Origin of the sequence: Mesorhizobium sp. M1A.F.Ca.IN.022.07.1.1, assembly GCF_003997575.1 — a bacterium.
Classification (GTDB): Bacteria; Pseudomonadota; Alphaproteobacteria; order Rhizobiales; family Rhizobiaceae; genus Mesorhizobium.
This window is the reverse complement of the sequence record NZ_RZST01000162.1, coordinates 1-12,566: the sequence shown is the minus strand read 5'-3', so window position 1 is coordinate 12,566 and position 12,566 is coordinate 1. Positions and strand designations below refer to the sequence as shown.

Here is a 12,566-nt window from a genome sequence, read left to right as displayed (position 1 = left end):
GATCTGGTATTGGTCGAAAGATTCGACGCCGGGAAACGGCATCGGCTTGCCGGCGCGCCGCGCGCGCCGATTCAGTTGCTGTTCCGGCGTTCCCCGATGGTTGAGGCTGCTCTTGACGATAACCTGCCCCTTCCAGCCGTCGTCCTTGCCGACGACGGCTCCGCTGATGCGGCGCTTGGAAATGTCGGCGGCGCCGAGATTGAGGCAGAAGCGAAAGGCGCGGGCATACTCGACATAATCGGGCGACGTTACGGTCGCATCGACATGCAGCACCGCGATATCGGCGGCCGGCTTCGCCGACGTGCCGCTGAGGACCTGCACCGAATGGCCGCGGCGCTTCAGTTCCTCCAGCAGATCGAAGAGCATGTACGGGCTGTCCCGGCGCCATAGCAGCCCGCGCCGGCTTTGGAAGCGGTCGAACTCATGCGTGATGACGGCGATGCGTGCCATTGTTCCCCACTTGGCCTATCAAGCGTCGTCCACTATTCGATCGGATACAACGCGCTACCGGGCTGGGGTTTGCATGACCGAGCATTGGAATGCAATTCGCAAACATTGGCAGTTGCTCGGCTCACCCCTGCGGCCGCCGGCGGAGGTTATCGAAACCTACGATCGCGAGCTCGGCCTTGCCCCGTCGGATGTCGTGATGCTCGGCGTGACACCCGAGCTCGCCGGGCTCGGCGCCACGATGACGGCGGTCGACGAGTCTTCGGACATGATTGCCGGCATCTGGCCGGGCGACACCGATACGCGCAAGGCGGTGCAGGGCGACTGGTTCGATCTGCCGTTCGCCGATGCAAGCGTCGAGGCGCTGATCGGCGACGGATGTCTCTCGGTCATCGGCGCCGCCGGCCTCAGGCGCACCCTATTTGCGTCGATCGCGCGCGCGCTCAAGTCCGACGGCCGCGCCGGCATCAGGCTTTACGCCTCTCCCGCAACGCCGGACGACCCGAAGGATGTCCGCGCTCTGGCACTAAGCGGCGGCGTCTCGACTTTCCATGAGCTCAAATGGCGCGTGGCCATGACCGCGATCGACGACGCGCCGGATTACACGATCCCGGTCAAAGCCATCCTCGAACACTTCGAAAGGGTGTTTCCCGACCGCGAGGAGCTGTCGGCCCGAACCGGATGGGAACTACCGGTCATCGGAACCATAGACGTCTACCGGAACTCGTCCGCCGTCTATAGTTTTGCGCCGGCGGCCGTCTTGATCGAGGAAGCCGAGGTCTTCTTCAAAGACGTCCGATTGGCCTCGACCGGAAGCTACGGGCTCGCCGAGCGGTGTCCGCTGCTGGTGCTGGGGCCACCTAACCGCTGAAATCTACAGGCAGAGCTGTGACGCAAAAATTGCAAAGCGCCCTGCAATAATTCATCTTCGCCACGTCGAAATCTATCGGCCAAAAAGATGGGCTCGGGCATGAAGATCCTTGCGGCATTGCTGTCGATCCTGTTGTGCGCACTCCTCTATCCGTCCTCTCCTGCCGGAGCCGATGGCACTCCCGCAACCATTCCCTTGATAAAACTTGAGTATCCGGGGAACCCTAAGAATATTCGTATGCTCTATGTGAGAATTCTCTCTCTCGGAAACCGGAAAATCAATCAGCCTCTTTTGCTGGATACCGGCTCAGGCGGAATGACGATCGATTGTCGTTCGACGCTCCCCGCCGGATTATGCTCCGAGAACGGTATCAAGGTTGCGAAAACCCTGGAATTGGACGGTATAATTGTCACGACCCAAAAAGTGGTCATGCACTATGGCACCTACGATGAGTATGGAAATATCGCTTCGGCGCGTGTGACTTTTGGTTCGTCAAGCGCGCTGGCCTCCACGGACAGGCGAATATCGTTCCTAATCCGCTACAAGAAAGTCAGGCGCGACACAGGTGAAGTTGTCGGCGGCCCGCTTTGGCCAAAAGGCATCTTTGGCATCTCGCCCATTGGGGGCGACGGGCCACATCAGATGATCAAATCGCCAATGGACGCAGTGAGCGTGGGACCCGGCCTGCATAGAGGTTACTACCTTTCTGCGATCGGCAGTAAGTGGAAAGCCTGCACAAATGAGGCCGGCAACTGCCCACAGGTAGAAGCCCTCCACGTCGGCATCCCAGATGACGTGAAGAAGAATTTCAAGATACAAAAATGGAAACAGGCCAGCCCGCGATACAATTTCCCCACTCTTGACTCCCTCTCTCATGGGGCTCTGAGCCGGTTTGTCGGCCGACGCTGTACGACACCGGCAACTCAACCATAATGGTCCCAACCGATACATCCAAACCGTATGCATCATTGAATGTCGGCACCAAGGTGGTGGTGAAAACCGAAGGCCAGGACGATTGGAATTTTACAACCACCTACAAGCCTGAGGTGGAAATTGTCCCTGGCCTTGAACGTAATATCGTCGGTATCCGGTATTTTGAAAGAAACAGCTTGCTCGTCGATCTTGAAACTCAGGAGATCGGCTTGCGGCTTGGATATTAAGCAGCCGATGCTCGGCCGTCCCATCGAACTCACGAGCAATTTCTGCCAAGTAGTCGTGGGGCAACCACTGTGTTTCAGAACCACGTCGGTACATGGAAAAAATTTTGCGCCATTGCCCCTCCCCGCGCGCCTTGACTCTCGCAAGCCACCAGCCTATCTCAGCGCCACGTTAGCACTCGCCTTAGGTGAGTGCTAACTTATATCCGGCCTCGCCGGATGGAGGAACAGTTCTCACCGTTCTCATTCGAGGAAGACAACATGGCAAAGTCCAAGTTCCGCCCGCTTCATGACCGCGTGGTCGTTCGCCGGGTCGAATCCGAATCCAAGACCGCCGGCGGGATCATCATCCCGGATACGGCGAAGGAGAAGCCGCAGGAAGGCGAGATCATCGCCGTCGGCTCCGGCGCTCGCGACGAAGCCGGCAAGCTCGTGCCGCTGGACGTCAAGGCCGGCGACCGCGTGCTGTTCGGCAAGTGGTCGGGCACTGAAGTCAAGCTCAATGGCGAGGACCTTCTGATCATGAAGGAATCCGACATCATGGGCATCATCGGCTGATCATCGGCCTCACCGTCAACTGAATCTTGAATCTGCGGGTTCGACCCGAACCCCTGCCAGGAGCTTACAATGGCTGCAAAAGACGTAAAGTTTTCCCGTGATGCCCGCGAGCGCATGCTGCGCGGCGTCAACATCCTCGCCGACGCGGTGAAGGTCACGCTCGGCCCCAAGGGCCGCAACGTCGTCATCGACAAGTCGTTCGGCGCCCCGCGCATCACCAAGGACGGCGTCACCGTCGCCAAGGAAATCGAGCTTGAGGACAAGTTCGAGAACATGGGCGCGCAGATGGTCCGCGAAGTTGCTTCGAAGACCAACGACATCGCCGGCGACGGCACCACGACCGCGACCGTTCTGGCGCAGTCGATCGTCCAGGAAGGCCACAAGGCGGTTGCCGCCGGCATGAACCCGATGGACCTGAAGCGCGGCATCGACCTCGCGGTCACCGAAGTCGTTACCGCTCTCGGCAAGGCTGCCAAGAAGATCAAGACCTCCGAAGAGGTTGCCCAGGTCGGCACCATCGCCGGCAACGGCGATGCTTCGGTCGGCAAGATGATCGCCGAAGCAATGCAGAAGGTCGGCAACGAAGGCGTCATCACGGTTGAGGAAGCCAAGACCGCCGAGACCGAACTCGAAGTCGTCGAAGGCATGCAGTTCGACCGCGGCTACCTCTCGCCCTACTTCGTCACCAACGCCGACAAGATGGTTGCCGAGCTCGAGGACGTCTACATCCTCCTGCACGAGAAGAAGCTGTCCAACCTCCAGGCCATGCTGCCGGTTCTCGAAGCCGTCGTGCAGACCTCGAAGCCGCTGCTCATCATCTCGGAAGACGTCGAAGGCGAGGCTCTGGCCACGCTGGTCGTCAACAAGCTGCGTGGCGGCCTGAAGATCGCCGCCGTCAAGGCGCCGGGCTTCGGTGATCGCCGCAAGGCCATGCTGGAAGACATCGCCATCCTCACCGGTGGCCAGGTCATCTCGGAAGACCTCGGCATCAAGCTCGAGAATGTCGGCCTCAACATGCTCGGCCGCGCCAAGAAGGTGTCGATCTCCAAGGAGAACACCACCATCGTCGACGGCGCCGGCAAGAAGGCCGAGATCCAGGGCCGCGTTGCCCAGATCAAGCAGCAGATCGAAGAGACCACTTCGGACTACGACAAGGAGAAGCTGCAGGAACGTCTGGCCAAGCTCGCCGGCGGCGTTGCGGTGATCCGCGTCGGCGGTGCGACGGAAGTCGAAGTCAAGGAAAAGAAGGACCGCGTCGATGACGCCCTCAACGCGACCCGTGCGGCCGTCGAAGAAGGCATCGTTCCCGGCGGCGGCGTCGCACTGCTGCGCGCTTCGCTGACCATCAAGGAAACCGGCGCCAACTCCGACCAGACCGCTGGCATCGCCATCGTGCGTCGCGCGCTGCAGGCTCCGGCCCGTCAGATCGCGGCCAACGCCGGTGCGGAAGCATCGATCGTTGCCGGCAAGATCCTCGAGAACAAGGGTCCGACCTTCGGCTTCAACGCCCAGACCGGCGAATATGGCGACATGATCGCCATGGGTATCGTCGATCCGGTCAAGGTCGTGCGCACCGCTCTCCAGGACGCGGCCTCGGTGGCCGGCCTGCTGGTCACCACCGAAGCCATGATCGCGGAGGCTCCGAAGAAGGAGTCGGCTGGCGGCGGCGGCATGGGTGGCGGCGGCATGGGCGGCATGGGCGGCATGGATTTCTAATCCAGCTCTGGCAGCTTTCGCAACGAGAGGGCGGCAGCAATGCCGCCCTTTTTTGCGAACCTCGGTCCGATAAACGATCGGCGCCAACGCCGGCCATCGGCGTTAGCGCAACCTCAAAGAGAACTGTCGAGTTGGTTGCGCGCGGCTTTTGCGTCATCAGAGGCGCAAGGCGGTCGCGTGTGAGGATTGCGCGCTCCCATGGGCGGTTTCGGCATGTGCCTCGCCTTCGACATCGGCATTGAGGCCAAGCAGGAAATCGGCGGCTTTCGAGGCATGGCTGGCAGCGCGGAAGATGGCGCGGTTGTCCTCGCGCAAAACCGTCAGCCATGAGCCGATGTAGTCGGCATGACGCACGGTCGGCTCGATGCCGAGACTGCTGCAGATGAAGGCTGATGCGATTTCCGCGACATATCCTGACAGTCAAGCCTGACGATCGTGGCTATCGCGGAATCGGAGTTTCAGGCCTCAGCGTTTTGGATCCTCGCGGGCTGGGCGGCAGCCAAGGTGAAAAGGCCATGGCTGCGCGTCGGTGGCGGCCCTAAGGCGACGTGGCGCTCAGCTCGGCGGCTGTCGCGCGTGCATCCAGTCAGCGGCAGCCTGCGCTTTGCTTGCGGCAGTGAAAATCGCCCGCGGGTCGTCCTTCAGCACCGACAGCCAGGATGCCACATAGGCTGCGTGGTCAGGACGGGGATTATGCGCCAGGCCCAGATCGGCTAAAATATAGGCTGCAGCAAGTTCGGCGGTCAGTTCTTCGACTGCCAAAGCCTGGCGGGTGAAGCGTTTGGTGAAGTCTCGATCGAGCCGATGCTTAGAGCCCGTGGCATGCGCGGCCTCGTGGACATAAGTCCCGACGTGAGCGACCGCATCGCGGAAGCGATTGAAGTCCGGCATAAAGATTCGGTCGAGATCGATGCGGTAGTATGCAGCGCTCGCGCCAAAAGTAACTGGGATGCCGAGCGCACTGATGAAGGCATCGGCATGCGGGACTCGTTCAGAGTCAGGCAGGATTGGAGCGGCGGAAGGCGTGAAGCCCTCGACCTGAGAGCTGTTGAAGACCGAGAAGGCGCGCGCGAAGAGGCGTCGCTGGGGGTGCTCATCGTCGCCGACTGCATCATCGTCACTGTGTGCGGCAAACTCCTTCCAGAGCACGACGGTCGTTGCGCGTTCGCCCTTGCGGACCTGGGCGTCAAGCGCCTGCCATTGCCGGTATGTGCCCCAGATGCCGCTTCCAAAGCCGTGAGCCTGAGCTGCGATCCAAAGAGCGAGCGTATTGACGCCGCGATAGGCCTTTCCGGAAGAGATGTTGGTTGGGCGAGCAATCGAGCTTCCATCGTGGTGCCAGGGCATCCGCCATTCGCCGGCGCCGGCCTCGATGGCGGCAATGATCTCGGAGGTGATGCGGGTATAAACGTCGGTGCGGTTTTGCGTGTCCATCGTCGGAACTCCTGTCCCGCCGGGGCCAATCCCCGGCGGCGGAGCAGCCATCTGCGATGGCCTAAGGGCCGACCGCGCACTCGAAGAGCCGCAGCGGAGCGAAGGACGGCGATCAGCCGTTGCGCGGGCGGACCTGACATCGCGCGCTCCGCCGCACGCCGGGGTTGGTCCGACGGGACATCCGATCATTGGGCCGCACGCGAACCGCCACACCGCCTCAGGTCCGACGATCTAAGCCATCAAGAACCGCCTGGATCCGCTGGAGATCCTGCTTCATGATGGTCCGTTGCAAAGGCGACAGACGCTTCTCCTTCAGCAAGGTCTTGGCGTCCTCGGCAGAGCGTGACCAAGCTGGCCGATGGCGTGCGGTGATGCAGGCATTGGGGCAGCGGGTTGGCTGGCAAAGCGCGGTCAGCGGCATCTTGCCGTCGATGTTCGTTGCCTGCTTAAGGCAGGCGGCCGTGCCGGGATCAAAGAAGCAGTCGGCCAGCACTCCGACATGCAATGTCCGCGCGAGGCTCGCTAACATTGTGCGGAGCCGCCCACGATCAGCGATCATGGCCGGAAGCGGACCGAGTTCTGTTGATATGCCGTCGAGTGTCTTTGCTACACGCACTGCGGCGGGCCCGGACAACGTCGCCCCGGCCTGCCGCTCATCGAAATACGTCAACAGGTCATCAAGCTGGCCGAGACTGCGCTGGTTCTGCACCTCCGCACGGAAGCCGGATCGGCTGGAGCCGGCATAGCCCTCGAAGGCGGCGACGGAGGCATGCTTGTACTGGATCATGCCGGCAATTGTGCCGAAGGGACGGTTGGCAATGTGCCATGCAATCGTGCGTCTGAACTGCCGCGTCGTGATCCGCCAAGGCTGATCACCTGGTCCGTTCGGGACCGCCGGCGTATCCGGTGTGCCGAACAGGTTGTTGAGATGGTCGCGGAAGTGGTTGAGTTGGCGGACAATCTCGGCCGAGAGGTGATCCTTGCAAACGGACCTTGCGATAAGAACGGGCCAGAGCGTCGTGAGCCCGCGCGCGGATGCCGCCCGGAAGGACAAACGTTCCAGCACTTCTATCGCCTTGGCTACAGGCTCAATTGTAATCCAATCAGCCGGCTCACCTTGGCTCGACCTGCCCTTGTAGGCAACCGAGCGAACGCGATGACGCATGACCATGCCATCTTGGCTGCGCGTTACGGAAAGGCATCCGCGCTGCATCGCCTGGACCTCGCAGTCCCGCATCCCGGTCAGGTACGCGCAGAGGATATAGGCTGCCGCCTGCAGCATCCGCTCTTCCTCCGCCAGTGTTTTGGCGTCGAAGCGGGGCCGCCATGGCTTGCCGGTCTCCGGTAGAATGGCGATGGGAGTCTCCATTCCACCTGTCTCGAGGCCGAGTTCGAGCAACGCGGCCCTGATCTGGCGAGGTGCGCCGCCGGTCAGCTGAATATGCATCCTTGGCTCGGCCTGGGCGTCGATGCCAATGTGCAGGTGAAGCAGGTGCGAATTGACGGGCGGCGATACGTCTCCTGTCTCTGGGTGCCGCAAAACGGTGCCGTTGTGCGCGCTCTCCCAGATGGGCACGCCACGGCCTTCGCTTCGTAGCTTATCGAAATAGTTCTGAAGACGCCTTCGCTGTCGGCTACGGCGTTCCGTGTATGTGAGAGCCTGATCTGACTGGAGGAGCGCGGCGCAGTGGGCTTCCAATCGCTCCAACTCTGCACGGGCGGCGAAGATGTCTGAGGCGAACTGGGTGATATACCGGCTCGACCAGGCCAGCAATGGCGAGATGATCTCTTCTGGCATGCGTGGCGTGAGGTTCTCGTGAACAAAGCGATAGCCGGCGACCCGGGCGGGCGCCTGGCCGCCCCAGGGCCGGAAGTACAGGCCTCCAGACGGGAGGTAATCGCGAAAGGCATAGAGATCAGCAGGGACTTCCAGGAGGTGGCCGACTATAACCGGCCGGCGAGCACGGTCAGTCTTGAGATGGCGAACGTAGCGATCCAGCAGTTGCTGATCGACACGGCGAAGATCGACAGAACCAAGCTCATCGCGCACGAACTCGAAGAAGCGTCGCGCACGATTGAAAACCTGCCGGATACTGCCGGGAGGAAGCTTCTTGCGGTGACCCGGCATGTCGACGTTGAGCCGGGCATAGAGAAGCTCGCGAAGCGTCTCGCGAACACTCACATCCTCGACGGACCCGAAATGCACGGTGACATGGCACCGCCTGGCGTTCTCGCGAAATACGGCCGGTCCGAGATCCCAGCTCGGATCGCCGTAGCGCGAAAGGGTGTCCCGATCAAAGCCCGGCTTCAACGGAGCGGACGCGAGAACCGGGCGAAGATCGAGTTCCCGGGAGGTGGAGGCTACTGCGGCCAACCTGATCATTGCCGGGCCTCCGGCGGCAGATAGAGGGCGTGCCCTTCCGCCTCGCGGCGAGCTTCGGCAACTACACTCTCCGGGAAAGCAGGTAAGACCTGCTTCGCGATGCGATGATGCGCGCGGCCGAACTTCATGGCCCAGTCCGCGGCGGGGAGACCCGTCCGTTGCTCCTCGATAAACCACAGGAACGCGATGATTGCCGGCAGCTTGCGCGCGGTGATGACGGCGTTGCGGCATTCGAGACAGCCCCAGAACGGTTGCGGACAAGGTGATCCCAGCTCTCCGAAAGGACTGCGATCAAATCCCGAGCACGCAGCGAGCCAAACATCCTGTTCGCCGCCTAGAAGCGCGTCGACATCACTGCTTCCTTCCGAAGCGGTGTGGCTTTGGCGCCAGGAATCCTCGTCGCGAGGCCCCAATATGATTGGGCCGGCGGCCGCGGCGACTTCGGAAAATGCCTCCGCCACGGTGGCCTCATGAAGCGGGCGCAGCGAGGGAATGTCCGCATAGTGTCGAGCGGCAATCTCGGGCGTATGCCCGACCGCAAAGCGGGCCATATGACCCTCGGTCTTCAGATACCAGATCGCCTTGTGGGTTTTGCGCAATCGCGAAAGAACGAGCCGAAGAGGCTGGCCATCGTCATCGACGATCCCATGGCTTCCGGTCCATTGGTCGACGCGTTCATGCGGATGATCGACACCTGCGCGGAGTTGCTTCCGGCCGGTATAGTAATAGAGCCAAAGGCAATCGCTTGGGACGAACTGCCTCGTAAAGGCCGTCACCTCGATCAGCTTGCGAACGAGACCACCCGGTGTTCCGATCCCGCCGTCACGCACACGAATATGTTTGTGCTCAGCACCTCGGGCGCGTCGCTTGATATAGGCTATGTCGATGGTTCCAGGTCCGGGGTTCTGGAGGCAGTCGATCGTCAAAGCCTTGCAACATTCTATCTCCAGGCCGGTCTCCAGTGACAGGAAGGTCAGAAGCGGTGGAATGTCGGTGGCCCGCAGATGATGACGACCGTGGATGTCTTCGGCCAAGGTTGAGACAGGTAGACCGCGACGTGCCCTCATGAAGTACAAGCGATGGAAGGCTCTGTCCCCGCTGCTGAGCGCGCCCGAGGCCACGATCCTGTCGTTCGCTTCGTCGGTCACTCTGCGAAGATTGGAGTCGCCCTCATCATCATCGAGCGACTTCCCGATGCGTCTGAAGATCTTGCCGATGTCGGCGCGGGCCGCATCGCGAAGCTGCCTTGCGACGTACGGACTGTAGGCGTCGCGCGGTTGCGATCGGCCGGCGGATTGTGTGCTGGTATAACTTAGCCGACGCCGTACCCCTTCATCGAGAAGGCCAGGTTGGTCGGCATCAATCGAGCGCAAGGCGAGAATAGCCTTGGCAAGAATGATGTGCCGGTAGATAGGCTTCATCCCGCCGGCTTCGAGGAAATCCTCATATCCGTCGATATCGTCAGCGCGCAGATCGGCGGGCGTTTTTGCCTTCGAGTGCTCGCGCAGATACGCGAAGAACCTAAGACATGCATTTAAATGCCCCTTGATGGTACTCCGCGCCCCCAGCGAACCACCAAGCTCCGCCTGCCGGCGAAGAGCACCGGCAAATGCGATGGCGAGAGGTCGCGGATGCAGGCCGGTAAGGTCAACGTCGATGCTCCCGCCATAGCGCGCCTCGATGTTGAAGCGCAGACCGAGGACCGGATCGCGGGCGTGTGCGGTAGCAATGGCATCGGCTGGTGCAAAACGGACTGGAGCTCCCTTGCGCGGCCGCCCCGTCATAATGAAGTCTCCGATGGAAGCAGTGCGAGCAGTTCCTCGACCGCAGCATCGACGGTATCCGCGCGTGTCGCGATGTGGTCGAGGTAGATGTAGGTCGTTGCTAGACTGGCATGACCAAGGAGCCGTTGGACTTGCTGAAGAGGATCGCCGAGAACTTGCCGGTATCCCTCCATCGGTCCGGCAGGCAACGCCGCATCACGGAGGCGATGCTGAATGAGCATCGCCAGCATATGAACTGCAAAGGAATGGCGGAGCTGATGCGGACTGATGTTGACGTCGAAGCCGAAGGATCTGCACCGCGCGGAAGCACGGGCGAAGATGACTGCCCAGGAGTTCGGCTGTACCGGCAAGCCGACCTCCGAGAGCCATAATACCGCCGGTTCGCTCGGTGTGCCGTCGTCGTTGCAGACAATGATCCGGCCGCGTTCCTCGGGGCTGAGCAGGTCAAGCGCGATGTCGCCGCCGTCACGCAGTCGTAGCCGGGAATTGCTCCGCTCCCGGTGTACGAGGATCGGGCGGTCAAGTGATTGCCACCCCGAACGGCGCTGAAACTTTGCAATAGCATGGGAGCGCTCGACAGCGATATAGGCGCGCATCTGCTCGAGCAGCCGAGCGGGAACGAGTATCTGGCGACCACGATCGCCCTTGGTCAAAGCATCGGGCAGCTCGAGCCAGACCTGACGGCATGGCGGCTGACCAACGACAGCAAGATCGGATGCGAAGAGAAATGAAGCTTCCTCCAGCCGGAGGCCCGTCGTAACCAGGAGATCTGAAAACAGCGCATTGCGAATGCCGTTGCGATCTCGGGCGCCAGGGCGCGTTCCGCCACCAGGCAGTAGCCCTCTCAAGCCAAGATCCCGAAATCTCCGGTAGTCGTCGAGTGTGACGAAGCTGACATCCGCGCGGCGCGCGGCAGGTTCATACGCATCGTTGCGAGCCGAGATCCGCGCTCGCCGGCCAGTATACCCTTGCCTCCACACGGACCGATGCGTGAACGGCGCTTCCGCAATGAGACCCTCCTGGGCGCCCCATCGATACACACGGTCGAGGCAGGCGACGGCACGATTCCAGGAAGCAGCAGAGATGCGTTGGCCGGCCTCCGCACGGCGCCGAACTCGGTGATAGGCAAGGACGTCATGCCGACCCGCCTGCCATACCGTCTTGGCGCAGGCTTCCGAAAGAAAACGGACCCAGACAAGAACGTCATAGCCATAGGCACGAAGAGAATGGTGGGAACGAACGCCGTTGAGAGGCAGGTCGCGGAAGAAGCGATCCAGATCAGGATCGTAGAGTGCCCCATCCCTAAGGATCATGGGAACGTGTGCATCAAGCCCGTCAGCCGATCGGCGCTCCTGAATGGTGATGTTCGAAACCGGCGCTACATTGTCCACAAGTTGTTCAACCTCCCCCGGACCCCCATCCGGGAGCCAGCATCAACGAAGGAGTTCAACTTGCCCGGCGCTATCCAGGCCGGCCTCCGCCAGCTATGTGGGAGCGCTGCGGCCGGCCTGGACAACGCCTCCGTCAGTCCTGTTGCATCGACGCCAGCAAGACACGGAGAGTCGGTGCAGACTGTCAAGATAAGGCGACCAGTTCCTCGCGCGCATAGGTGTTGGACCCGAAGGAGCCGGACAGGTCGCGCGCGAGTCGCGTCGGGTGGCCGGTCCAGTGGCCAAGCTCGTGAAAGCAGGTCCGGTAATAGTCGATCTGGTGGAAGAAAGCCGGCTGCGGCGGCACCTGTATGGTGTCGCTGCCGGGCATGTAGAAGGCGCGCTCGCCGCCGATGCGAAAATCAGCGCCGGTTGCATGAATGAGCGCCTCGGCCTGCGGGACCATCTCGCGCTCAGGCAGAGGCTCGCCGGCGGCATAAAGATGTTCGGGCAGATTATCGCACTGCGCGACATTGAAGACGGTAAAGCGCTTCAGGAAGGGCACCGCCTGCGGTTCGTCGCCATCGGTGTCGGCGCGTTGCTTTTCGTTCTTGGGAACAAAGCGGTCAGCGTGAACGATGGTGGTGCCGTGCTCACCCTTCCTGACATTGCCACCTAGGGAAAGCGCCTGCCGGAAGGTGAGCCAGTTCTGGCTGGGGAAACCGCGATCGATGACCCCGCCCCACAGGATCAGGATATTGATGCCGGAATATCGGCGCTGGGTGGCCGCATTCCGCGGCAGGCCGAGGCCTGTCCTTGCCCTGCCCCACGGCTTGACCCATGGCA

9 protein-coding genes and 3 pseudogenes are annotated in these 12,566 nt (G+C 61.6%); 5 read left to right on the top strand and 7 right to left on the bottom strand.

Annotation, left to right across the window (positions count from 1 at the left end; genetic code table 11):
* Positions 1-450, bottom strand: a pseudogene (locus EOA75_RS18615) (hypothetical protein); the annotation flags it as partial.
* Positions 451-523: 73 nt separating this feature from the next.
* Here EOA75_RS18615 and EOA75_RS18610 point away from each other — a divergent pair.
* From EOA75_RS18610 to groL, 5 genes are all read left to right on the top strand, one after another.
* A complete protein-coding gene (locus tag EOA75_RS18610) occupies positions 524-1,318 on the top strand; it encodes a methyltransferase domain-containing protein (RefSeq protein ID WP_127324853.1) in 795 nt (264 codons plus the stop codon).
* Between the two features lie 99 nt (positions 1,319-1,417).
* Positions 1,418-2,251, top strand: a complete 834-nt coding sequence (locus EOA75_RS18605) for a hypothetical protein (protein ID WP_127324852.1) — start codon at positions 1,418-1,420, stop codon at positions 2,249-2,251.
* A complete protein-coding gene (locus EOA75_RS18600; RefSeq protein ID WP_127324851.1) occupies positions 2,251-2,478 on the top strand; it encodes a hypothetical protein in 228 nt (75 codons plus the stop codon). Before EOA75_RS18605 ends, EOA75_RS18600 begins: the two co-directional genes overlap by 1 nt.
* A 258-nt stretch (positions 2,479-2,736) precedes the next feature.
* On the top strand, positions 2,737-3,033 hold the full coding sequence (gene groES / locus EOA75_RS18595; protein WP_095801333.1) for a co-chaperone GroES: 297 nt from the start codon (positions 2,737-2,739) through the stop codon (positions 3,031-3,033).
* Between the two features lie 69 nt (positions 3,034-3,102).
* On the top strand, positions 3,103-4,749 hold the full coding sequence (gene groL, locus EOA75_RS18590) for a chaperonin GroEL (RefSeq protein ID WP_127324850.1): 1,647 nt from the start codon (positions 3,103-3,105) through the stop codon (positions 4,747-4,749).
* Positions 4,750-4,905: 156 nt separating this feature from the next.
* Here groL and EOA75_RS18585 read toward each other — a convergent pair.
* The 6 genes and pseudogenes from EOA75_RS18585 to EOA75_RS18560 form a co-directional block, all read right to left on the bottom strand.
* Positions 4,906-5,157: pseudogene (locus tag EOA75_RS18585) on the bottom strand (zincin-like metallopeptidase domain-containing protein); the annotation flags it as partial.
* Positions 5,158-5,304: 147 nt separating this feature from the next.
* A complete protein-coding gene (locus EOA75_RS18580) occupies positions 5,305-6,183 on the bottom strand; it encodes a zincin-like metallopeptidase domain-containing protein (protein WP_127324849.1) in 879 nt (292 codons plus the stop codon).
* A gap of 217 nt (positions 6,184-6,400) precedes the next feature.
* Positions 6,401-8,566, bottom strand: a complete 2,166-nt coding sequence (locus tag EOA75_RS18575; RefSeq protein ID WP_127324848.1) for an integrase — start codon at positions 8,564-8,566, stop codon at positions 6,401-6,403.
* Positions 8,563-10,350 carry a hypothetical protein gene (locus EOA75_RS18570; protein WP_127324847.1) on the bottom strand — a complete coding sequence of 596 codons (1,788 nt, stop codon included), beginning with the start codon at positions 10,348-10,350 and terminating at the stop codon, positions 8,563-8,565. The genes EOA75_RS18575 and EOA75_RS18570 overlap by 4 nt, the downstream gene beginning before the upstream one ends.
* Positions 10,347-11,663, bottom strand: a complete 1,317-nt coding sequence (locus tag EOA75_RS18565) for a site-specific integrase (protein ID WP_127324854.1) — start codon at positions 11,661-11,663, stop codon at positions 10,347-10,349. The genes EOA75_RS18570 and EOA75_RS18565 overlap by 4 nt, the downstream gene beginning before the upstream one ends.
* A gap of 271 nt (positions 11,664-11,934) precedes the next feature.
* Positions 11,935-12,566, bottom strand: a pseudogene (locus EOA75_RS18560) (ArdC-like ssDNA-binding domain-containing protein); the annotation flags it as partial.

Excerpts from the sequence above, each read along its gene's own strand:
- EOA75_RS18610 (WP_127324853.1), top strand. The coding sequence starts at position 524 with ATGACCGAGCATTGGAATGCAATTCGCAAACATTGGCAGTTGCTCGGC.
- EOA75_RS18605 (WP_127324852.1), top strand. The coding sequence starts at position 1,418 with ATGAAGATCCTTGCGGCATTGCTGTCGATCCTGTTGTGCGCACTCCTC.
- EOA75_RS18600 (WP_127324851.1), top strand. The coding sequence starts at position 2,251 with ATGGTCCCAACCGATACATCCAAACCGTATGCATCATTGAATGTCGGC.
- groES (WP_095801333.1), top strand. The coding sequence starts at position 2,737 with ATGGCAAAGTCCAAGTTCCGCCCGCTTCATGACCGCGTGGTCGTTCGC.
- groL (WP_127324850.1), top strand. The coding sequence starts at position 3,103 with ATGGCTGCAAAAGACGTAAAGTTTTCCCGTGATGCCCGCGAGCGCATG.
- EOA75_RS18580 (WP_127324849.1), bottom strand. The coding sequence starts at position 6,183 with ATGGACACGCAAAACCGCACCGACGTTTATACCCGCATCACCTCCGAG.
- EOA75_RS18575 (WP_127324848.1), bottom strand. The coding sequence starts at position 8,566 with ATGATCAGGTTGGCCGCAGTAGCCTCCACCTCCCGGGAACTCGATCTT.
- EOA75_RS18570 (WP_127324847.1), bottom strand. The coding sequence starts at position 10,350 with ATGACGGGGCGGCCGCGCAAGGGAGCTCCAGTCCGTTTTGCACCAGCC.
- EOA75_RS18565 (WP_127324854.1), bottom strand. The coding sequence starts at position 11,663 with ATGATCCTTAGGGATGGGGCACTCTACGATCCTGATCTGGATCGCTTC.